General features: G+C 35.1%; 19 protein-coding genes. 7 read left to right on the top strand and 12 right to left on the bottom strand.

The window, feature by feature from the left end:
• Window positions 1-54: 54 nt before the first annotated feature.
• Window positions 55-1,878, top strand: a complete 1,824-nt coding sequence (gene lgt / locus R3E91_01010) for a prolipoprotein diacylglyceryl transferase (GenBank protein MEZ5314783.1) — start codon at window positions 55-57, stop codon at window positions 1,876-1,878.
• Between the two features lie 26 nt (window positions 1,879-1,904).
• Here the strand turns inward: lgt and R3E91_01005 are convergent, their stop codons facing one another.
• Together R3E91_01005 and yidC are read right to left on the bottom strand one after the other, a co-directional pair.
• A complete protein-coding gene (locus R3E91_01005) occupies window positions 1,905-3,287 on the bottom strand; it encodes a DnaA/Hda family protein (protein MEZ5314782.1) in 1,383 nt (460 codons plus the stop codon).
• A 114-nt stretch (window positions 3,288-3,401) separates the two neighbouring features.
• Window positions 3,402-5,822: a membrane protein insertase YidC gene (yidC, locus tag R3E91_01000; protein MEZ5314781.1), complete on the bottom strand. Its 2,421-nt coding sequence runs from the start codon at window positions 5,820-5,822 to the stop codon at window positions 3,402-3,404.
• Window positions 5,823-5,910: 88 nt separating this feature from the next.
• On the opposite strand from yidC, the gene R3E91_00995 reads away from it, so the two are divergent.
• The 3 genes from R3E91_00995 to ligA are packed head-to-tail and all read left to right on the top strand — an operon-like array spanning window position 5,911 to window position 10,343.
• Window positions 5,911-6,270: a hypothetical protein gene (locus tag R3E91_00995; protein ID MEZ5314780.1), complete on the top strand. Its 360-nt coding sequence runs from the start codon at window positions 5,911-5,913 to the stop codon at window positions 6,268-6,270.
• Between the two features lies 1 nt (window position 6,271).
• On the top strand, window positions 6,272-8,362 hold the full coding sequence (locus R3E91_00990) for a bifunctional serine/threonine-protein kinase/formylglycine-generating enzyme family protein (GenBank protein MEZ5314779.1): 2,091 nt from the start codon (window positions 6,272-6,274) through the stop codon (window positions 8,360-8,362).
• A complete protein-coding gene (gene ligA, locus R3E91_00985; protein MEZ5314778.1) occupies window positions 8,331-10,343 on the top strand; it encodes an NAD-dependent DNA ligase LigA in 2,013 nt (670 codons plus the stop codon). The genes R3E91_00990 and ligA overlap by 32 nt, the downstream gene beginning before the upstream one ends.
• A 35-nt stretch (window positions 10,344-10,378) precedes the next feature.
• On the opposite strand, the gene miaB is transcribed toward ligA, so the two are convergent.
• The gene (gene miaB, locus R3E91_00980; protein ID MEZ5314777.1) at window positions 10,379-11,701 is read right to left on the bottom strand and encodes a tRNA (N6-isopentenyl adenosine(37)-C2)-methylthiotransferase MiaB; all 1,323 of its coding nucleotides are present in this window, start codon (window positions 11,699-11,701) and stop codon (window positions 10,379-10,381) included.
• Window positions 11,702-11,808: 107 nt separating this feature from the next.
• On the opposite strand from miaB, the gene R3E91_00975 reads away from it, so the two are divergent.
• From R3E91_00975 to rpsI, 3 genes are all read left to right on the top strand, one after another.
• Window positions 11,809-12,213: a CopD family protein gene (locus R3E91_00975; protein MEZ5314776.1), complete on the top strand. Its 405-nt coding sequence runs from the start codon at window positions 11,809-11,811 to the stop codon at window positions 12,211-12,213.
• Between the two features lie 88 nt (window positions 12,214-12,301).
• Complete coding sequence (rplM, locus tag R3E91_00970) at window positions 12,302-12,748, top strand: 50S ribosomal protein L13 (protein MEZ5314775.1); 447 nt, start codon at window positions 12,302-12,304, stop codon at window positions 12,746-12,748.
• Window positions 12,749-12,758: 10 nt separating this feature from the next.
• Window positions 12,759-13,154 (top strand): 30S ribosomal protein S9, encoded by a 396-nt coding sequence (gene rpsI / locus R3E91_00965; protein MEZ5314774.1) that lies wholly within the window; start codon window positions 12,759-12,761, stop codon window positions 13,152-13,154.
• 146 nt (window positions 13,155-13,300) lie between these two features.
• Here the strand turns inward: rpsI and R3E91_00960 are convergent, their stop codons facing one another.
• From R3E91_00960 to R3E91_00920, 9 genes are all read right to left on the bottom strand, one after another.
• The gene (locus tag R3E91_00960; GenBank protein ID MEZ5314773.1) at window positions 13,301-13,870 is read right to left on the bottom strand and encodes a YqgE/AlgH family protein; all 570 of its coding nucleotides are present in this window, start codon (window positions 13,868-13,870) and stop codon (window positions 13,301-13,303) included.
• Window positions 13,871-14,008: 138 nt separating this feature from the next.
• Window positions 14,009-15,196, bottom strand: a complete 1,188-nt coding sequence (locus R3E91_00955) for an MlaD family protein (GenBank protein ID MEZ5314772.1) — start codon at window positions 15,194-15,196, stop codon at window positions 14,009-14,011.
• Window positions 15,186-15,941 carry an ATP-binding cassette domain-containing protein gene (locus R3E91_00950; GenBank protein MEZ5314771.1) on the bottom strand — a complete coding sequence of 252 codons (756 nt, stop codon included), beginning with the start codon at window positions 15,939-15,941 and terminating at the stop codon, window positions 15,186-15,188. Before R3E91_00950 ends, R3E91_00955 begins: the two co-directional genes overlap by 11 nt.
• Window positions 15,938-16,732, bottom strand: a complete 795-nt coding sequence (locus tag R3E91_00945) for an ABC transporter permease (GenBank protein ID MEZ5314770.1) — start codon at window positions 16,730-16,732, stop codon at window positions 15,938-15,940. Before R3E91_00945 ends, R3E91_00950 begins: the two co-directional genes overlap by 4 nt.
• Before the next feature lie 19 nt (window positions 16,733-16,751).
• Entirely contained in the window at window positions 16,752-17,207 is a 456-nt protein-coding gene (locus R3E91_00940; protein ID MEZ5314769.1) for a type III secretion system chaperone, read from the bottom strand.
• Between the two features lie 32 nt (window positions 17,208-17,239).
• Complete coding sequence (locus R3E91_00935; GenBank protein ID MEZ5314768.1) at window positions 17,240-17,692, bottom strand: type III secretion system chaperone; 453 nt, start codon at window positions 17,690-17,692, stop codon at window positions 17,240-17,242.
• Complete coding sequence (locus R3E91_00930; protein MEZ5314767.1) at window positions 17,679-18,545, bottom strand: hypothetical protein; 867 nt, start codon at window positions 18,543-18,545, stop codon at window positions 17,679-17,681. The genes R3E91_00935 and R3E91_00930 overlap by 14 nt, the downstream gene beginning before the upstream one ends.
• Window positions 18,527-18,748: a hypothetical protein gene (locus R3E91_00925; GenBank protein ID MEZ5314766.1), complete on the bottom strand. Its 222-nt coding sequence runs from the start codon at window positions 18,746-18,748 to the stop codon at window positions 18,527-18,529. Before R3E91_00925 ends, R3E91_00930 begins: the two co-directional genes overlap by 19 nt.
• Window positions 18,749-18,828: 80 nt before the next feature.
• Window positions 18,829-21,159, bottom strand: coding sequence for a hypothetical protein (locus R3E91_00920; GenBank protein MEZ5314765.1), 2,331 nt, complete (start codon window positions 21,157-21,159; stop codon window positions 18,829-18,831).
• Window positions 21,160-21,241 lie beyond the last annotated feature (82 nt).

Below are 21,241 nucleotides of genomic sequence, written 5' to 3'. Positions count from 1 at the left end.
TTTTTTTTGTTTTTGAGTATATAATTAATTCTCATTTTTTCTCTAGGGATTGAAATGATTTTTGGGTATCTTCACTGGGACCCCGATAGAGTTTTTTTTGTTCTCCCTTATATCAACCACCCTATGACTTTTTATGGGTTGTTTTTTGCCTTTGGTTTTTTAGTTGGTTATTTTTTAGTTCGGAAAATTTTTAGAAAATTTTTAGAACAAAAAGGGCAATCTTCTGAAAAAGCAAACATCTCTTCGATGCAATTTGCTGATAGGCTGTCGATGTTTGTTCTGTTTGGAACAGTTATTGGAGCTCGTCTTGGACATGTATTTTTCTATGGTTGGTCTTACTATTTTAATCATCCTGAGGATATTTTGAGAGTTTGGGAAGGAGGGTTATCGAGCCATGGTGGAGCTGTTGGAATTCTGATTAGTCTTTTAATTTTTATTTGGTGGAACCGTCAATCTAAACCAAAAATTACCTTTCTTTGTCTATTAGACCTCCTTGTGATTCCCACCGCTTTTGCAGGAGGATGTATTCGAATGGGAAATTTTATGAACCAAGAAATCAATGGAATCCCAACAAATCTCCCTTGGGGTATTGTCTTTGTCCACCCTGTTGATGGAATTCCAGGGGTAGCACTCCATCCAGTACAAATCTATGAATCTATCACTTATTTTGGGATCTTTGTATTCCTTTTTCTGATTTGGCGGTATCGTCCTTCTCATATTGGTGTAGGTTTATTAAGTGGTTGGTTTTTCTTGCTAACTTTTGGTTTGCGTTTTTTGATTGAATTTTTGAAAATGCCTCAGAATGAATGGTTCGATCGAGAATCTGCTTTAACAATGGGGCAATTTCTTAGTATTCCATTTGTCATTCTAGGTATCTATTTATTGGTTTTTTACTATTTACATGCAAAAATGGAACCCTATCTCAAGACTAATCACAAGATTTTTATTGCAGGGAGCTATGGGATGGTAGGGAGCGCGATTAAGCGTCTTCTTCTTAGTCAAGGATATACTCAACTTTTAACCCCTTCATCACAAGAGCTTGATTGTGTTAATCAAATGGCAGTACGTCTTTTTATTCATCGTCATCAACCAGATATTGTGATTATTGCAGCAGGAAAGGTTGGAGGAATCTATGCGAATACAACCTATCCTGCTGACTTTATTTATACAAATTTAATGATTGCTTCTAATCTTATTCATGAATCTTATCAAGCTAATGTCGAGCGTTTGCTTTATCTTGGAAGCACCTGCATCTACCCAAGAGAAGCAGCTCAACCGATTCAGGAAATGTCTCTTTTAACTGGATCACTTGAAAAAACTAATGAAGCTTATGCAATTGCTAAGATTGCTGGTATCAAACTTTGTCAATATTATCGTCAACAGTATGACTGTCAGTATATTGCAGTTATGCCAACTAATCTCTATGGTCCAGGAGATAACTACCATCCTGAAAATTCTCATGTCATTCCCGGCCTAATTCATCGTTTTCAAAAAGCTAAAGAAGAAAATCTCTCTGAAGTATCAATTTGGGGACAAGGGAAAGCATTGCGTGAATTTCTATATGTAGACGATCTAGCAAAAGGTTGTCTTTATCTCCTAAAATACTATAACCATCCTGATCACATTAATATTGGATCAAATGAAGAAGTGACAATTGGACAGCTAGCAAACATGATTGCACAAGTAGTGAATTACGAAGGCCAGCTAGTTCAAGATCTTTCTAAACCAGATGGGATACCTCGAAAAAAATGTGATATTTCTCGTATTACTCAAATGGGATGGCATCCAGAAGTTTCTTTAAAAGAGGGACTTAAATTGACTTATCAAGATTATTTAGGACGTATTAATAGTTCTTGTTTTAATCATCCTAAGTTTTAAAAGAGCACATTTTTATTGGCTAAAAGCTAACTAGACGCTTCAAGTAGTTTAAGAATTCCTTTCACAGATCCTCCAATTTCATGATTTTTTGTATCCAGTCTTTTTTGAATTTGTTTGACAGATGCCATGACAGTTGAATGATCACGGGTGAAGAGATCTCCGATCTTCATAAAAGGAAGATTGAGTTCTTGGCGGCATAAATGCATAGCAATTTGGCGGGGGAGAGCGCAATCTCGTGCCTGAGATTTACTCAAAATATCTTCCATTCGAATGCCATAATATTGAGCTACAGTACGTATGATTTTACCTGGAGTCAGAGCAATTTTTTCTTCTTCTTGAATTAAATCTCCAAGAGATTGCTCAACAGATTTTAGAGAAAGTGGAAGAGAGAGAGGATTGCCAATCTCTTTATTAAGATGAGTACGCAAAACAAGTGCGTTAAAAGCCCGAATTAATCCTTTTGTATTACTTCCAAATCTGTCTAAAAGAAAGGAGATAACAGAGTCTTCAAGAGCAAAACCTGTTTTTTTAATGTGTTGATTTAAAATGGTTCTCATTTCTTCTTTTTCAGCCATTTGGAGAGGAATAACAATTCCCCATTCGAAACGGCTGATTAATCGAGGTTCGATAAATTTAAGATCTTGTGGTGCACACACAGCACTAAAAATTAGCTGCTTATTCTGAATATGAAGAGTATTGAAAGTATGAAAAAGTTCTTCTTGAGTTGCTCCTTTACGTGAAAAAATTTCCACATCATCAATAAATAAAGCATCAGCATTCCGATAGGCTTTGCGAAATGCTTGCATCTCACCCGATCGGATTGCACCAACCACATGCTCAGTAAATGTATCAGCTCTTACATAAAGAACTTTTTGACCTGCTTCTTTTAATTGATTTGCCGCTGCCATCATAAGGTGAGTTTTTCCAGTTCCTGAGCGTCCAAATAGGTAGATTGGATTAAAAGTTAAAGAGGATTTTTTTTCTTGGGTTGGTTTCAAATTATCTGAATTGATTCCAGAAGCTTCACAAAGGAGCTTATAAGCTAGAAGATTCTCTTGTGAAGGGATATAGTTATCAAAGCGAGCTTCACAATCAAAATCATTGAAATCAATATGAAATGTTGAATTTTCATTTGAAATAAAATTTGTTTTTTTTCTTTTTTTATCAATAGTCTGAGAAGCAATTGAAAGATGTACTTTAATTTGTTTATGATTGTTGTTATAGAATCCTGTTTCAACACGGTGACGCATGTGTTCTTCAAACCAAATCGATTTGAACGAATCTTTAGCTTCTAGATAGAGATTACATGCGTCAAAACGCACTACTTTCAATGGTCTCAACCATTTTTCGACAATCTCTTTACCAATTTTCTGTTCTTGTTCTACAAGAAATTCTTCCCAAGCACGCATCTAAAAGATCACCTTGAATTAAGTTTTAAATAGATCTTATTCGGAAGAGAATCCTTAAATTTACAATACCGTTATATTAAACGTCATAGCTCGATTAGAACATTTTTTCTAGAATTATTTTAGAGAGTTTTTCTTTTTTTGTAGAATCGGTTGTTGAACATGTTGATTTTTTTTATCTAGTAAACGATTGGTCATTAATGTTTGACCGATTCCAAGAAGCATTGAAGAGAGCCAGTATAGATTCAAACCTGAAGGAAAATGATAGAACATCACCATAAATACAATAGTCATAATGGTCCCCATTGTCTTTTGTTGCTTCTGTTGATCTGTCATTTGTGCTGGGTCTTTAGGAGTTGTAGAAGTCAACTTTTGCTGTAAAAACATGACTAAACCAAGTAAGAGAGGGAGCAAGTGAAATTGGTTACCAATAAAAAAAATGGGAGTTTTCCATTGAAAGAGAACATCAGGGGCAGTTAAGTCATTAATCCAACCAGGAATAAAAACAGCTCCTCTAAGCTGGAAAGAAGATTTTAACAGATCAAACATGGCAATCAGAAAAGGAATTTGAATTAAGATTGGAATACATCCAGTAAATGGATTGACGTGTTTTTCTCTGTATAGAGACATAATCTCAATTTGTGCTTTCTTTGGCTCTTTTTTATACTTTTTCTGAAGGTTTTGGATTTGAGGAGAAAGCAGCTGCATACGCCTCATCGATTTGATGGACCAAGCATTAAGTGGATAGAGAAGGATACGTAAAAAAATTGTGAGAAGAATAATAGAAAATCCCCATGAACAGGTCAAATGATGGAAAAACTTCATCACAATAAAGAGAAGCTTTGCAAACGGCTCAGAAATAAAGGAAAACCACCCGTAAAATGTCCGACTAGCAATATAATTCGGATCATCACCTAGGGAATCTGAGTAGTAAGTATCGATTTTTTTTAGAACAGCTTCTTCAAATGCTCCGGCATAGATACGAAAATTTAACGTTCCTCCTGTGGTAGGAATCGGAAGGAGTGTTTGGTATCCAGGGTATTTTGAAGCTGGGTAAGGTTTGTAGTTTGGATCAATTAATGAAAGACGTGTTGGCACCAGAGATCCTGGAATAGCAGTCGCTCGATAGCCTGAGCTCATCTCATTTAAAGGATCCATAATGATCCCTAAATATCCATTTGAATTTACGATCCAGTCAGGATGAATCGATCCAACATTAATCACCTCTTTTACTTTAGGAAGAGAGAGTTTTTTTACCTCTTTTTTCCCTTGAGAATTTAGATAATACTGAATTTGGGGAGAAGAAGAATTAGACATAATTTCGACCTCAGGAACCCCTGAAGTTAACCAAAGACGACGGCTATCTCCATCAATGCGAAGAGATAAATAAAAAATATAAGGAGGACCACTATTGTCTGGGTTTAAAGTATAAGTTTTTGTAATTTTTCTTTGAGGTTGATTAGCTTCAAATACGATTTTTGTGGGAGTGAACTCAATCACTTCATAGACTAACTCTGCAATTTCAGGATAGTCTGACACAAGATTCAAAGCATAATATTGAGGAGACATAGACAGGTTTCTTTTATCTGATAAGTTTCGTCTTAATAGGGGATAATATCCCCCAAGTTTTCCAGATAAATGGGGTGTTGTGTCGTCGGATGTATAGTAAGGAGCTAAAGGAAAATGGGCGTGACTTGGATGGTGATCAAGAATCTCACGATCAAAACCAATTTCTTTGATTACACTATCCGGATTCTTTTCACTTTGAAAAGGCAGATTAATTTCAACAATTGCTCCCCCAATATTTGAAAATACGATTTGTTGATAGGCATTTTCTAATACATAAATTTTCTCTTCTTGAGTATTTTTACGGTTAGAATCAATGGTAAGTGGATTGAGTATGTCTGTTAAATTAGGTAGATGTTGTAATTCAATGAGAATGTTGGCTTTCCAATCATAAAAACCAATTGGAAACCAACCCACTGGTGAGTGGTATAGAGCCACCCCATTTTGATCAATTGAACCAGATGGAATGATGAGCTCTCCATCTTTTAAATTACCAAAATGTACATGAGGCGGATCGTTGATAGGAAATGTAACAATCTGAAGATCGAATATCCCTGTGTCAGGAAGAGAGTAAATATCAAGATGGTTAACATGTTTTTCTCCATAAATAACCACCCCTCCTTTCACGACATTTTCTGTTAATAAAACCTGAGGTTGATGATTAACAAAAATCAGGTCAGGAAGATTGTGATCCCAAGCAAGGGTTAAAGTATTGCCATGAATATTAATTCCATAAGCAGTAGGATAATTGATTTCTGGATTAAGATAGATTTGAACCATCGGGAGTTGATGCAGTTTAGCTGTTCGGTTTTCAATCTCAGCTTGTTTTTCTTGCCTTTTATGAGTTGCAGTTGATTCTTGATTTTTGAGAAAACGACGATTTTTTTCATCACGTTGACAACTGAAGAAAAAATTGAGACCGAAGAAAGTCACACTAACAAGAAATACAAAAATAATCGTTCTTTTATCCATATTTTTGAAAAAATTTCATAAAAATGACCTAACAGTAACAGATCCTTTATTATTGACAAAGGATGAAATTTCTGATCATATGAGTGATATGAAAAAAAATCTCGTGCCAATTTTCTTGACTTTTTCAATTTATAGATCTGAATTTAAAGAAAATACCAACATACTAGAAAATCTATTTATTTCTTATGAAAGTAAAGAAATTTGTTTCAATTTAGCCTATCTGTGTTTATTAGATCAAGAGGTTGACAAGGTCTTTTACTATTATCTTTCTTTGGTTATAACGAATTCAAAATCTCTTGCTAAAATTGCTTCAGAAGAGACGAGTGGTTATTCATTAACAGAATTACAAATGGGAGGGGAAACCATAGAATTAGGGTACTTAAAATATAGGCTTAGCAAGGCTCTTTTAGCTACTGAAGAATATTTAAATCAATTTATTAGAGGTTAGTATGCAGGGAAAGATCCTAGGTGATTATCGGATTGTCAAACAGATGGGTCAGGGAACTTTAGGTAGTCTATTACTTGCTGAACATCGATTTATAAAAAAACAATATGTTTTGAAAGTCCTACCCACAGAACTATGCCAAGAACCGGGTTTTATTCAAAGATTTGAAGAAGAGGTAACTAAGCTTGCAGATTTGGATCATCCGCATATTGTCAAGATACACAATATTTCTTTTGCTGAGGGATTGTATTTTCTTGTATCTGATTGTGTGGTTGATTCGATTGGAGAGACAACAAATCTTGCACAATATATGTCTGGGCGCAAAGAACGTTTTCGCGAAGAGGAATTATTCATTCTTCTATCTCAGATTGCTGATGCTTTAGATTATGCTCACATAAAAAGACAAATTTCTCATTGTGCTCTTAAGTTAAATAATATTTTAATTGGCAAAGGAACGCCAGGGATTGATGTATTTATATCGGATTTTGGAATTGCAAAAATTCTCAGTCCTGGAAAGGTGATTTGCCGTACTTTTCTTACAGTTGCGGAGGCTTTAGGGGCGTTGCCCGTAGAACAAGGGAGTTGGGAGCGATATTCATCGGTTCCAATTGATGGTGATAAACTTTCAAAATTAAGTCACTCTTTTTTACAAAACTATGCTTTTTTATCTCCTGAGCAAAAACATTTTGAACAGGTGGGAATGCAAGCAGATTCTTATGCTTTTGGTGTACTTGCTTATTATTTAATTACAGGAATTTTCCCTGAAGGAGCATATGAAAAACCTTCAAATTTTGCACCTGATTACCATTTTGGTTGGGATGCTTTAATTGATGCTTGTCTTAAGGTAGATCCAACATGTCGTCCGACACAACTTTCTCCTTTCTTTAGCCGGAAAGGGGCACTGCACATAGAAGATCCAATACAATTTAATTTGCGTTCTCTTTCTGATAATAAGAAAGAAATTGGAACTCCGACAATCGAGCAATTTAAAGAAGTTTTAAGAGATGAGAGTATTGGAAAAGAAGATGACTTATTCGTGAAAATTGCTGCTCATCCCCATCAAGAAGAGGAGAAACAAAAAATCTTCCAAGGCATGCGTTTAACCTCAAATGATGCACCTATACAACCTGTAGAATCTGCCTCCTTAAGTCCAATTATCCATCGGAATCTTGATAACTTATCTCCCCCTTTAGAACAACCCCAATCAGAAAAAAAAGTAGTTGTGGAGACAAAAGATGTGACTGAAGCGACTCCATTACCAATCACTCCTCCAAAGAATGAGGCTTATGCAAAAAAATTAAATTCAATGTTAAATCGTGATCCTATTGTCAGCCAATATCAACCTCAAGTCAAAAAATCTAAAAATATTGAACCTTTACAAACGGAGATGGTTGTAATTCGAGGTGGAGAATTTTATCGTGGTTCGAATGAAGGAAATCGTGATGAGGTACCCCGTCATATGATTGTCATCAATAGTTTTGCTTTAGATATTCATCCTGTAACTAACGAACAATTTGTAAGGTTTTTAGATTATATCGGTGGAGAAAAAGATCAGAATTACAACGACTTAATTCGTTTAAAAGATTCTCGTCTTCATAGAATTAGTGGTCAACTTTCTATTGAATCAGGTTATTCTAAGCATCCTGTTGTTGGTGTGACTTGGTATGGGGCTTTGGCTTATGCTAATTGGGTAGGTAAACGTTTGCCTACTGAAGCTGAGTGGGAAATTGCAGCTTGTGGAGGATTAGAGAATACCCTATATCCAAATGGAGCAAATATAGAGAAAAATCAAGCGAATTTTTTTAATTCAGATACCACTAGAGTGATGAGTTACCTGCCTAATTCTTACGGGATTTATGATTTGGTTGGGAACGTTTATGAATGGTGTCAAGATTGGTATGGCTATAATTACTATGAAACTTCTGAACAAGAACCCGATAACCCTAAAGGCCCTTCGCAAGGAGTCTATCGTGTATTACGTGGTGGATGTTGGAAGAGTTTGAAAGAAGATATGCGTACCACTCACAGACATCGCAATAATCCTGGAACAGTGAATAGTACTTATGGTTTTCGCTGTGCTGCTGATGTTCAATAAAGAAGAGTATTTCGATCTTTGCAATGAGATTTGGGAGCATAATTGGCACTATTACGTCCAACATACCCCAAAAATCTCTGATTATGATTTTGACCAACTCTTTAAAAAACTTGTCAACATTGAATCACAACATCCCGAGTGGATTTTTCCTGGTTCACCTACTCAACGTATTGGAGAAATGGTTTCAGGTAAATTTCCAGTTGTTAAACATGCCCACCCTATGCTTTCATTAGCCAACTCCTATTCTCCAGATGCGTTAATTGATTTTATTGGGCGTATGGAACGCCTATTGGAAACAAAATATATTTTGTATCTCACAGAATTTAAAATGGATGGTATTGCCATTTCTGTGCGTTATGAAGATGGGATATTGGTGCGTGGATTGACCAGGGGGAATGGTGAAGCAGGGGAAGATGTCACTTCAAATATTAGAACGATCAGTACCCTTCCTTTAAAACTAAGAGAAGGTTTTCCACAACTTTTAGAAGTTCGTGGTGAGGTTTTTTTATCAAAAACAGCATTTAATGTACTTAACGAGAGACAAAAAAAATTAAACAAACCGCTGTTTGCCAATCCTAGGAATGCAGCTGCTGGTTCACTTAAGTTATTGGATCCTAAAGAAATTTCACAGAGAAAGTTGGAAATCTCGTTTTATGGTATTAGTGAAATTTCTACTTGTATGCCTAAGAGTCAATTTGAAGCTTTAAATCTTATGCAAATATTTGGGTTACCTATTGTAGGGGATTTTCGAGAATGTCAAAATTTTCATGAAATTTGGGAGTTTATTAGAGAAGTTGAGCAAAAACGCTCTGCCCTTCCATTTGAAATTGATGGAATTGTCGTTAAAGTGAACGATTTAATGGCTCAAAAAAAATTAGGAGTCACTAGCAGAAATTATAGATGGGCAGTCGCTTATAAATTTACTCCAGAAAAAGCTGAAACAGTCATCCAAAAAATCACTGTTCAGGTTGGGCGTACGGGTGTATTAACACCCGTAGCTGAGCTTGAGCCTGTATTAGTTGCCGGAAGCACAATTTCACGTGCGACTTTACACAATGAAGATGAAGTCAAACGCAAAGATATTCGTGTGGGAGACCATGTTTTTATAGAAAAGGGAGGAGATGTCATTCCGAAAATACTGGAAGTGAATCAGCAAAAGCGTATCCCTCATACACCTATTTGGAATATGCCTGTTGAATGCCCAGTCTGCGGAACCCCTGTAGTTAAAAGACAAGATGAAGTCGCTGTGCGTTGTCCTAATCAAAAAGGCTGTGCTGCTCAAGAATTACAACGGATAATTTTTTTTACAGGTAAGGAAGGAATGGATATTGCTCACTTTGGTAAAAAAATCGTTACACAGCTTTTTGAAAAAGGTTTTGTAAAATGTCTTTCTGATATCTATAGACTAACAGCTGAAGAGCTTTTTGAGTTGAAAAATTTACAAGAAAAATCTGTTAAAAATCTTTTAAATAGCCTTGAGGATTCGAAAAAAATTCCACTAGGTAAATTTATTAAAGCTCTTGGTATTAAATATGTAGGTGAGCAGACAGCCGATCTTCTAGCGAATCGTATTGGTTCCTTAGAAAATATCTACCTAATGACTAGGGAAGAATTGCTCAATATTGAAGGCATTGGCCCAAAAGTTGCAGAATCTCTGATCACATTTTTTGCAAATCGAGAAAACCAAGAAGAGATCACCCATTTATTGGAAAATGGAGTTGAACCAATGATCACAGAAGCTATTCCATCTCAAAAACATCTATTTAAAGGAAAAATTTTTGTACTGACAGGGACCCTTGAGCATTATACACGTGATCATGTGAGTTCTTTAATCAAAGAGCGTGGAGGCAGAATCACTAATTCGGTTAATAAGTCAATTGATTATGTTCTGGTTGGTGAAAATCCTGGCTTAAAATATGAAAAAGCAAAAAATCTAGGTTTGACAATTCTTTTAGAAAAAGAATTTATAGAATGTCTTTAATATTTTTTATAGTTAAATTTGATATTTCTTGGAATTCATGAGATAAGTTCTGCAAAAAATGTATTATGGGTAAAACTACGTAAAATCACTTTTTGGAGTGTTCCGATAAGTAGATCTTCTCCTTTAAAAATCACATTACGCCAACAACGAGTCAATCCCTTAAGATAAGATGGGTGTTTATGGTTTCTTCTTTCGACAAGAATCTCAACTTCCTGACCGATCATTTCCTTCATCAACTCTGCAGCAATTTGATTATGTAAATTGAGAAGACGTTGATGTCTTTCATGTTTGACGTTTTCAGAAATATCATCAGCCCATCTTTTTGCAGGTGTTCCCTTGCGAGGGCTGTATGTATAGAGAAATGCATTCCCATAACGCACATGGCGCATTGCATCCATTGTTTCTTCAAATTCTTCTTCTGTCTCTGTTGGGAAACCAACAATCATGTCAGTCCCAAGAGTGACATGGGGAACAAGGTCTTTTAGACGGGAGACTTTACTTAGATATTCTTCTTTTGTGTAGATCCGATGCATTTTGCGTAAAATACGATTAGAACCAGATTGTAATGGGAAATGCACATGTTCGCATAAGCTGGGCAGATCCCGAATCGCTTCCATCAGCTCTTGAGTAATATCTACAGGATGGCTTGTTAAAAAACGGATGCGGTTTAATCCTTCAATTTTATCAAGTTGATAAAGAAGATCATGAAAAAGGATAGGCATTTCATGAAGATCTTTACCATAGCTATTCACATTTTGACCAAGTAAAGTAATCTCCTGACATCCTTTCTCAACTAATTTCTGACATTCTTCAAGAATGCTATCTGGATGACGAGAGACTTCAGGACCACGTGTATAAGGGACAACACAATAAGTACAATATTTATCACATCCTCGAATGATTGAGACATAAGCTTTATATTTCTCAGTCCGTTTTGCGTTGACATAGTCAAGCTCTTGGTAAAATTTTTCATCTGCAAAAATCGTCTGTTCTTGATTGTATAAAACTTCATCTAAAACTTTATCGAGATGATGAATATTATTGGTGCCTAATAAAAAATCGATTTGAGGAAGTTTTTGAAACAAGCTCTCTTTTTTTGCATTAGCCATACATCCTGTTATACCAATGATTTGGGTTCGGTTTTTTTTTCTTCCCAGTTGCCCAACTTTACCCATGACTTTTCGTTCCGCTAAATCACGAATTGAACAGGTATTAAAAATCAACAGATCCGCTTCAACCTCTTCTTCTACTTGCTTTAAACCTCGCCTCTCTAAAATACCTGACATGACTTCAGTATCGAGTTCATTCATTTGGCATCCATAAGTCCGCATGTAAAATGTTTTGGGTTCTTTTTTCATAGAGAGATTATTTTGACAAAAAATTCTACTTTATTTTTTAATTTTCGATTTTACAAATTTAATGGAATTGACAATAAAAATCTCTCGAAAATGACTTTTTATTGATTATGGCGTTTTTAAAATTTTTTCATGTTCTTTTTCTATTTATTTGGATTGGAGCCTTGTTCATATTGACTTGGATGCTCGGATACCTAATCAAGAAATCAGATATGGAAGCAATGAATTGTCTCGATAAAAGAATATATTTCTATCTAGATCTTCCTGCAATGATCTTAGCTATCCTATTCGGAGGATTAATTCTTTTATTCAAAGAAACCAACTGGAAAGCTCCTTGGCTCCATATGAAACTTACCTTTGCTTTTCTGTTAATTATGTCTGATATGATTTGTGGCATTTTCATCACAAAGAGGGTGCAATCTCGTCTCTTTTATCGATTTTTTCACGGACTCATTAGCCTCTTATTAGTTTGTATTCTATTTGCAGTTTATGTTTTAAAGCATTGTAGATATTAGCTAGCCTGGTCCAAATATATTCTTTTGCTTGGCAAAAAAAAGAGATCAATTTATCATTTTCTTCTTTACATTCTAAGGAAAATGGATAATGCAGCGCAAGAAAGAAACAACAACAACTTTAATAAAAAAAGAGGCTATTACCCGTTCTTGGTATCTTTTTAATGCTGAAGGTAAGATTTTAGGTCATTTTTGTGCTGAGATTGCAAGAGTGCTCCGTGGTAAACATAAACCTATTTTTACCCCAAATTTAGATATGGGAGATGGGGTAATTGTGGTGAACGCTGACAAGATTCTTGTTTCGGGTAACAAAGAAGGACAAAAGAATTACCAGTATTATACAGGTCATATTGGTGGACAGCGTATCATTCCCTACCGAAATATTAAAGAACGTAAACCGGAATATATTATTACTCATGCTGTGAAAGGAATGATGCCAAAATCTCGCTTGGGCAAACAGCAACTACGTAAGCTGCGTGTTTTTGCGGGTGCAGAGCATCCTTATCAAGCTCAGAAACCTATTAAAGCAGATATTTAAAAGGAAGTTTATGACAAAAATTCAAGAATATTTAGCAACTGGTCGTCGTAAACGTGCTGTTTCAAGCATTTTGCTTCGTCATGGCAGTGGAAAAATTAATGTGAATGGCCAAAATTTTACTGACTATTTTCCTTTAGAAATTCAAAGAAACACTATCCTTTCTCCACTGAAAATCATTGAGGGCGAAAATAAGTATGATATTATCATTCGTTTAAATGGCGGCGGAATTGAAGGTCAAGTCATAGCAACTCGTTTAGGCATTGCTAGAGCACTTTTGCTTGAAAATGAAGAAGTCAAACAGGCTTTTAAGGCTGAAGATTATCTTACTCGTGATCCTCGTAGAAAAGAACGTAAGAAGTATGGTCGTAAAAAAGCTCGTAAAAGTTTTCAATTCTCCAAGCGTTAAGACTCCCCCTCCTCTTTACCTTGGAGTAATTGCCCTTTTGGCTCAGCCAAAGGGGCTTTTTTTTTACTCTCGTTATGCATTTTATTAGATGAAATAGAGAAATTTTGCAAGTGTTTGAAGTTATTTTTTAAATTAAATTTTTAAATTTAATTTAAAGTAAGATCTTCAGGAATCATTGATAGGGTGGCATATTTTCCGCCAAGCTCGCGTAAGACAGTTTGCCAAAGAGTTTCAGGGGGAGTTTCAAAAATATGTTTAGCTGTGCCAGGACAAATAAACCAGTCGTTATTAAGAAATTCTCGTTCAAGTTGACCTGCTTGCCACCCTGCATAACCAAAACAAAGCCGAATAGCGGGTCCAGCTTCATCAATAATTGTATCATGAAGAAATTGAAGATCTCCACCAAGATAGACTCCCTTACAAATTTCAATAGTTTGTTCAGGAATTTGATCAGATGCATGGAGAAGCATCATTTGATTAGTTTGCACAGGGCCTCCAGCACAAATACTAACGTTAGGATTGTTTAATTGTTCTAATGAAAGAATTTCATGAGGGAGCTCAATTTCAAGGTTTTTATTGATGACAATACCAAAAGATCCATTCGGACTATGTTCACAGAGTAGTAACAAACTGCGAAAGAAAATACCGGATTCCATGTCAGGTGTTGCAATCAAAAAAGTCCCTTTCTCAAGATGTGAGTAGGGGATTAAGTCCACAATTTTTCTCCTAATGAAGATACTTAAATAGTTTTTCTCTTATCTTTTTGAAAAAAAACTTTTCTAACTCACGTTAGCTTATTTTAGAAAATATGAAAAATAGTCATAAAAATCTCTAAAAAACTTTCACTCATTCTTCTAATCAGTACAACTCTTCTTACAACCATCTTCCAGGAGTATTTCAGTATATAATTTAATAGAATCTCGTAAATATTCAATTCGACCTTGAAGTTCAAGGAAACTGTTTGCGAAACATTCACTTCGCATGGGAATAGTACGATCTTCCATAAGCTCAATTATTTGCCCCACACGGTTTAGGCTTACTGAAATTTCATCAATTTCTCGTTCAAAATAGTCATAAAAATCTTTAGGACGACGCAATTGATTCATTCGATTGATCTTGTTTGTTCTAGAACGTTGCCAACTCTTATCATACTGAAAAAGTAGACCATAATTATTAATATCATTCAGAAAGGTATTCACTTTAGCTATCATAGCTGAAATCTGTAAATAAAGAGAATTGTTGTGAATTAACTGACCTAAAGTACCCTCTCCATTTCCAATCCGATTGATGATTAGATGGAGATCATGGAGATTGGATTGGAGATATTGGATTAAGTTATTTTCTTGAACTTCCTTAATTAACTGATTAGTACGATCAAGTGTCCGAATAGCTGATTCAATTCCTAAATACATGCTATCCACGAGATTTTTTTGATTTGCATGAGCTATAAATTTTTTCACTTCCTTAGCTGCGTCAGAAAAAGCATGAAGTGCTAAGTTAAAATCTTCTTTATTATCAGAAATAAATAGATCCATTTTTTCTACTGTATTAGTCAATTTATGTGTTAAATATCCAATTTGATTGAGTGTTTGCTCTAATTGATCTGTAGAATTTGCAAATAGCATTTCTTGAGTCACATCTTGAGCAGGAAGCGCTCCAATAGGAGTAGCTTTAGGGAGAATAGTGATGGATTTTTCTCCAAGAAGTCCTGAGGTAGAAAACATAATTTCATCATATGAATAGACACGAAGAGCTGAATCCACTTGAAGAGAAAGTTCAAAAATATAAAGATTTCCAAATGCATCTGCAGGACTTTGTTGAGGATCCTCTACTTCTTTGATGTCTACTACTTCTCCAATAGGTTTTCCAGCAAGGGTTACACGTGTCCCACGTTGTATTTTATCAATATTCGAAAAACGAACTTTTAAGATTAAACCTCCATCTCCAACAGAGGGCTTAAGAAATAAGATAAATAAAGAAATGACAGTAATGCCTCCAATAATAAAAATTCCTAACCAAAAAGCTTTATATTTATCCTCCATATTTACCCATAGTCATTGGTATTGCATGTTTTAAAAATCTCTGGACAATCGGATCATCGATTTTAATGAATTCCTCTTTTGTTGCAATGTATGCAATTTTTCCTTCGTGATTTAAAGCAATTCTATCAGCTACATAAAACGCAGAGCAGATGTCATGAGTAACTACAATGCTTGTAGCATTTAGCTCTTTTTGTGTTTTAACAATCAGCTCATTAATTTGCATTGCAGTAATTGGATCAAGTCCAGTTGTAGGTTCATCATAAAGCAAGATTTTTGGTCGATAAACAATCAGTCGTGCTAGAGCTGCTCTCTTACGCATCCCTCCTGAAAGATTAGCGGGCATCATATTTTTCTTTTCTTCTAACCCCACTATCTTTAAAGCTTCGTTGACAAGTAGGTCAATTTCTTTTTGAGTATGTTGGGTATGTTGTTTTAAATAGAAAGCGGTATTTTCACCAACTGTCATGGAGTCAAAAAGAGCGGAAGCCTGAAACAGCATTCCCATGTCATGGATGACTTGATAGATTTCTCCTTCTTTTAAATCAGAAATCGTGATTCCATTTACTATGACTTTTCCTTGATCTGGTTTTTCCAAACCTAATATTTGTCTTAATAACACACTTTTACCAGATCCTGAACGCCCTAGTATGACAACGGTTTCTCCTTGTTTGACCATAAGATTTAAGTTGTTTAATACGAGATTGCGATCAAATTTTTTTGAGAGATTTTCTACCTCAATTGTCATATCCTTTCCCAATTCAATAAATTGGTATGAAAAATATTCAAACCAACTGTTAATACAAAATTAATGATTAAGATATAAGAATAACAGATGACAACGCTTTGCGTTGTCGCTTGTCCTACTCCGGATGCGCCCTGACTAGTCATCATTCCTTTGTAACAAGCAATTGTGCTAATGATAAAACCAAAACAAGTGGCTTTTATCATTCCTATCCAGATATCAAAAGAGGAGATCTCTATGGGCATGGAATCGAAATATCCTTGAGAAGTCATCCCAAAAAGATGTACAGAAATCAAATAACCTCCAAAAATTCCCATTGCTGCACTAAACATTGTCAAAATGGGTAGCATAGTGATAGTACTGATAATTCTAGGAGCTAAAAGATAGCTTAGTGGATTGACTGACATAGATTTGAGAGCTTCAATTTGTTCAGTTACTCGCATAGTGCCAATAACAGCTGTCATCGAAGACCCGACTCTTCCTGTGACCATAAAAGCAGTAAGCACAGGACCAATTTCTGTTAACATCCCTTTCCCTACAAGAAGTCCAGTTGCACTTGCAAGTCCTTTATCACCTAATTGATAGAAAGATTGAGCAGCTAAGACAAGGCCAGTTGAAAATCCTGTGATTGCCACAACAGGCAATGAAAGAAAGCCAATCTGATAAAGTTGATCAATAAGAATTGAAGTAGAGGGGGGACGTTTAATTGTCGCACAAATTGTTTGAAAGAGCAAAAATGCCCACATCCCAACGCCTTTAAAGGATTGATAGATTTTTTTAAGATAAAAATTCATTTTGATTCATCTTATAGAATTAAGCTTTATAGGGAAAGGGTTGTATCAAAGAAGATGGGGAAGACACTTGATGATCTTTTCGTGATGTTTTAAATAGTTTTGTGAGATCATTTTCAATCATTTTAATAGTTTCAAGAAAGCTATCAATAATCAGCTTAAGCTCAGTTGCGTGGATTGTGGGTGCAATCCTTTGATGTAAATACAAGATGTCTTCATCGGGTTTTATGGAAATACTTGCTTCAATCTTATGGTTTGTTTTAAGACAATATTGATAAACTTGTTGTCTTTGATCAATAGGAAAGTAGAGAACAGCACTAGAAATAAGGACTTTATTTGAGATCAGGCTCTCATCATATTCGATAAGCATTTGTATCTTTTTTTTTGTAAATGAGATTAAACACACCCCATTTTTATCGGGTTGTAGATTTTCGAAATCTAATACTTTAGATAATTGTACTAAAAATGCTTTAAACATCTAGCTTGCTCTTATGATCAATTCATAGGACTTTAGATCTGTTGGGTTGGACGAATTATCTCTTCGTAAAAAGGAATAAATTCTTCCCATTTCAGAATGGTTTTTTCCCATTCAACTCTCACACTGATTAATCTATAAAGAGAATCCAAACTTTCTTGAAGAGAGGTGATTGGTGTAATATTTAACCGTAACTCCAATAGTTTTTCCTCTTCATTCAAAGCAAAGGTACATCCTCCTGTGTGAATCCCTAAAAAATTGCTGATTAGTAATTCTTTTGCATGTGGTTCGGATATGTGTTTCGGAATCAAACCAAAATCAGTTGACATGGTCAGACTCCCTTCTATTCTCCCTTGTGAGATTGTTACATGGATCTGATTAATAAAAAGTTCTACTTTACCAGACTGGATATCTACTTCAGGTGGAGGATCCACATCCAGTTTTTCACTAAAAAATAGGAGGATTTTGTCAAAACTATAGGTAAGCATTTATAAACTCTGATTTTGCTAATAAAAGATCTCTCTCAAATTGCTTGCTTTCTAACATACTATGAAATTTCCTATCTGCTTTTTCTTTTTCTTTCAATTCATAACGAGTTGTGCGTGTTTTTTCTTGATTGTCACATTTGATCGTACTCTTCAATTCTACAAACCGAGTTCCTTGAATGTGTTTTTCTTCAAATTTGAAACTGATGGTTCCTTTAACTAAGGAGAGATTTTTATTCTTAACTTTAGGTAAGAAAATCTCAATTCGATTAACAACATCAACAGGAGCGGAAGATTGATTCTTTTGAGTTAAAAGTTCTAATGCCTCAAGGATCTTAGATTTGGGAATCTGTCCAATTGCAAAATGCATTTTTTTTTGAGATTCCATTAAATCTCTTTCATTTTCCGAAAATTTTAAAGGATGAGTTTCCATAGATTTTACCTTCTCTTTAATCGATGCTATCGATTCTTGAGGAAGAAGAGAGAGTGTTCCATCTTCTAGTTTAAAAATATTCCCAGATTTTGCTGCTTCAAGAGCTAAAAAGGGAGAAGAGGGATTTTGAATAGCTGCTTGTATTGAAGGAGTCTCAAGGGCAAAAGTAAATAAAGGACGTGTTGAAGTCGCATTGAAATCATCTATCATTTTCATGAATTCTTTTTCTTGGACTTTTTGCCAGGATAAAAACTTTTCTTTCCATAAAGCTGTTTCATTTTTAGGCAATTCCTCCTCTTGATAAGCTTTTTCGAATTCATTGTTACTTAGCGTTTTTTGTAAAACATTGAGAAGTGATCGTATTTTTTTCTTTGTCATCTTACCTTGGATTGGAAGGGGTATTTTTAAAGCACGTGTTTCCATAGTTTGTTCATTTTTACAAAATCCTTCTGTTCGCTTCTTCGATAAAGGCGTGGGCGTTGATTTTGTATTTCATTGGCTTGTTGCAGATATCTTTGAAAATCATCCAAAGCTTTAGGAAAGTTGGAGTTCTCTCCACCAGCCATCTCGATCCATGTGTGGATATATTTGAAGTGGTCAGATAGTTTAAATCGATCTCCTACCATCCTTTTGATATCATCTGAATAAGTTGCAATCGCCTCGAATATCTTCTCTGGATAAGAATATATGGCATTTTCTATAGCATTTATTCGTTGTTGAAAGTAAGTTCAATACGCTGATCAAATACTACTTTCAGATAAGGACGATTCTTAGGATGGCCTAGAAATTTAAGCAATCCATTTCGACGTTTAAAATCATTTTCATTTAGAATATTTTCGAGAAGTTTAGCTAAATGTTTAGGAGTATGATTTAAAGGAATCGCAGCAAAAAATTCAGGATGTTTTTTTAAACTCGATAAGAGATTGTGTGTCCAAAGTCCTTGTTGTCCCCCCTCTTGCTTTAGAAGATGTGCAGTGAAAGCTTTTCCTTGTAAGCTTGTCATAAAATTCAAGACAAGCGCTTGGTCAGAATAACTAAATTTGGTTAGATAAGGTAGAACATGAGTTTTTAATGGCTCAAAGGTCAGACGCTCTAAATTTTCAATAAATTCTGCTTTTGCAAGTAGACACTCTCTTTCAAAGTGGTTAGATTGAATAAAATCCTCTATGCAGGTCTCATCAGATCTATTTTCTTTATATAGAAGAGTCTTATGGGTATAGTTGTTTTCGTTTTGAGAAATCGTTATATTGATCCATAGGCAATTTTCAGAATTGATTATATCTTCTTGAATTGCAAATGTGATGCTTCCTTCCCCTTGAGGAAGATCGATTGTAGATTGCTTGCCTGATTGATTTCTTAAATTCTCTTGACCTTGTTTAAGGTCATCGATGGCAATTTCTCCAATTTTTGGATGACGAATTTCTGGAGGTAGGAGAGAGAGGTGTCCATTAGGAAGTTGTGAGAGGTTTTGTCCTTTAATCACCTCAAGAAGTAGAGTCGTCTCTTCTGGATGATTAAGTGCAGCTACCACTTGAGGTTCTTCTCTTAAAAAAGTAAATGCATCTCGCATCTTTGTCTGGTTGAAATCCGCAGTCACTTGATTAAAAGTCTTAACTGCTTCTTTTTCCCATTGAATAAAAGCAGTTTTGATTTCTTCTTTTTGCTCTTGAGGTAAACTTAACTCCTCATACTTTTTATCAAAACCTTTTGGACTACATGCCGTCTCTTCTAGAAGTTGAAAGAGCTTACGGGCATTTGTTTTTGTCAATGCTCCTCCAATTGGAATTGGAAGACGCATAGCACGGGTTTCCATGGTTTTTTCATTAGTCACCATGAGACGCATCCGGAGATCGAACAAATTCACCATCTCTTCTCCATCTTCTAAAATACTAACATCCGTATAGGTTTGATTACTAAGCGAAAAGGAGGACGTAAGTCTGTGTTCTAGATTGGGCCTGACACGCATTCTTCCATCATTGCCTGTTTTTAGGAAAAATCCTGCAAGATTTTGATGGATAATCTGTGTATTGATATTCACTGTTGCAAGGAGAAGCTCTGTACTGACATCTTTGAGATAGTTTTGATGATAATTGGCAAACCAGCTTTTTATCTTTCGATAAGATGTATCGAGTTTTTGATCTAATGTTTCAGGAATCGTTGGTCTTTGAGCTTGAATCTCTTCTAATTGCTGATAAAAATCGGTAAATGTTTTTAGCCCCTTATGAAATTCATCTTTTTCCGCCTTTTTTGCGATCTCAATCCAACTTTGATAATAAGTCAGTTTTTCTTCTCTATCAAACCGATTTCCCATCATAGGAAAAATATGTGCTTCTCCTATGTCTAGGGCTTTTTTGATTCCTTCAGGATGTCGTTTGGTCGCTTCAATGAGATCACGGATAGATTTTAGAAGTTGATCATAATCTGGATTGAGAAGATTTGCTTCTGTATCTGATAGATGATCTGTATAGTCTTGAATAAGCAAATTGAGATAATTTTGATAAGATGGGTCAATTAAAAGATTTAATATTTCACTTTTTTCATTTAAATCGATTGGCAGATCTTGAATAAACAATAGATTTTGTTTAGTTGAAGAAGATTCTATTTTTCCATCTTCTCCTGACAAATGAATGATATGATGAAGTTTTTTCGCTATTTCATTCGTCTTAAGAAAAAGTGGCCCCCCTCGAAGATTAAGAAAGAGTTCGATTTTTTGTAAATTTTTCATGGAAAGATGTTTTAAATGGGGTCGTAGCTTTTGAAATATTCTTTCCATTGTTTTCGGTTGTGTTTGGGAAGAAATTTGTTTTTCCAGCTCTTTGATATAGGTATTTTTTGCGATGCGATTTCCAAAAATAGCTTTAAGAATTTTCCCAAAAATTCTCACCCTTAAAAAAGAATATTTTTGTAAATGAAAGTTAATTAAATCTTTTTCAGATGCAACAATTTGGCTAGCTGATTGGGTCTTGTTTATTGCCAAATGTTGTAGAGGAGATATATCTCCTCTTTCGGAAAAATCAGATGGTTGAATAGATGGCATTTGTTTCTTGCTTTTCTAGCTACTTTTCATTATTATCCTTTTTTTATTACTACTTAGTCAATTATTTTTTTTAATTTTAATG

This window comes from Chlamydiales bacterium (assembly GCA_041395025.1).
In the GTDB taxonomy this organism is placed as follows: domain Bacteria; phylum Chlamydiota; class Chlamydiia; order Chlamydiales; family JAAKFR01; genus JAJACP01.
Note: the sequence above shows the minus strand (reverse complement) of the source record. Positions and strands in the feature narration are given on the sequence as shown.

What these genes read in the sequence shown, in the direction of transcription:
- lgt (MEZ5314783.1), top strand. Translation starts at nt 55, where the DNA reads ATGATTTTTGGGTATCTTCACTGGGACCCCGATAGAGTTTTTTTTGTT.
- R3E91_01005 (MEZ5314782.1), bottom strand. Translation starts at nt 3,287, where the DNA reads ATGCGTGCTTGGGAAGAATTTCTTGTAGAACAAGAACAGAAAATTGGT.
- yidC (MEZ5314781.1), bottom strand. Translation starts at nt 5,822, where the DNA reads ATGGATAAAAGAACGATTATTTTTGTATTTCTTGTTAGTGTGACTTTC.
- R3E91_00995 (MEZ5314780.1), top strand. Translation starts at nt 5,911, where the DNA reads ATGAAAAAAAATCTCGTGCCAATTTTCTTGACTTTTTCAATTTATAGA.
- R3E91_00990 (MEZ5314779.1), top strand. Translation starts at nt 6,272, where the DNA reads ATGCAGGGAAAGATCCTAGGTGATTATCGGATTGTCAAACAGATGGGT.
- ligA (MEZ5314778.1), top strand. Translation starts at nt 8,331, where the DNA reads ATGGTTTTCGCTGTGCTGCTGATGTTCAATAAAGAAGAGTATTTCGAT.
- miaB (MEZ5314777.1), bottom strand. Translation starts at nt 11,701, where the DNA reads ATGAAAAAAGAACCCAAAACATTTTACATGCGGACTTATGGATGCCAA.
- R3E91_00975 (MEZ5314776.1), top strand. Translation starts at nt 11,809, where the DNA reads ATGGCGTTTTTAAAATTTTTTCATGTTCTTTTTCTATTTATTTGGATT.
- rplM (MEZ5314775.1), top strand. Translation starts at nt 12,302, where the DNA reads ATGCAGCGCAAGAAAGAAACAACAACAACTTTAATAAAAAAAGAGGCT.
- rpsI (MEZ5314774.1), top strand. Translation starts at nt 12,759, where the DNA reads ATGACAAAAATTCAAGAATATTTAGCAACTGGTCGTCGTAAACGTGCT.
- R3E91_00955 (MEZ5314772.1), bottom strand. Translation starts at nt 15,196, where the DNA reads ATGGAGGATAAATATAAAGCTTTTTGGTTAGGAATTTTTATTATTGGA.
- R3E91_00950 (MEZ5314771.1), bottom strand. Translation starts at nt 15,941, where the DNA reads ATGACAATTGAGGTAGAAAATCTCTCAAAAAAATTTGATCGCAATCTC.
- R3E91_00945 (MEZ5314770.1), bottom strand. Translation starts at nt 16,732, where the DNA reads ATGAATTTTTATCTTAAAAAAATCTATCAATCCTTTAAAGGCGTTGGG.
- R3E91_00940 (MEZ5314769.1), bottom strand. Translation starts at nt 17,207, where the DNA reads ATGTTTAAAGCATTTTTAGTACAATTATCTAAAGTATTAGATTTCGAA.
- R3E91_00935 (MEZ5314768.1), bottom strand. Translation starts at nt 17,692, where the DNA reads ATGCTTACCTATAGTTTTGACAAAATCCTCCTATTTTTTAGTGAAAAA.
- R3E91_00930 (MEZ5314767.1), bottom strand. Translation starts at nt 18,545, where the DNA reads ATGGAAACACGTGCTTTAAAAATACCCCTTCCAATCCAAGGTAAGATG.
- R3E91_00925 (MEZ5314766.1), bottom strand. Translation starts at nt 18,748, where the DNA reads ATGGTAGGAGATCGATTTAAACTATCTGACCACTTCAAATATATCCAC.
- R3E91_00920 (MEZ5314765.1), bottom strand. Translation starts at nt 21,159, where the DNA reads ATGCCATCTATTCAACCATCTGATTTTTCCGAAAGAGGAGATATATCT.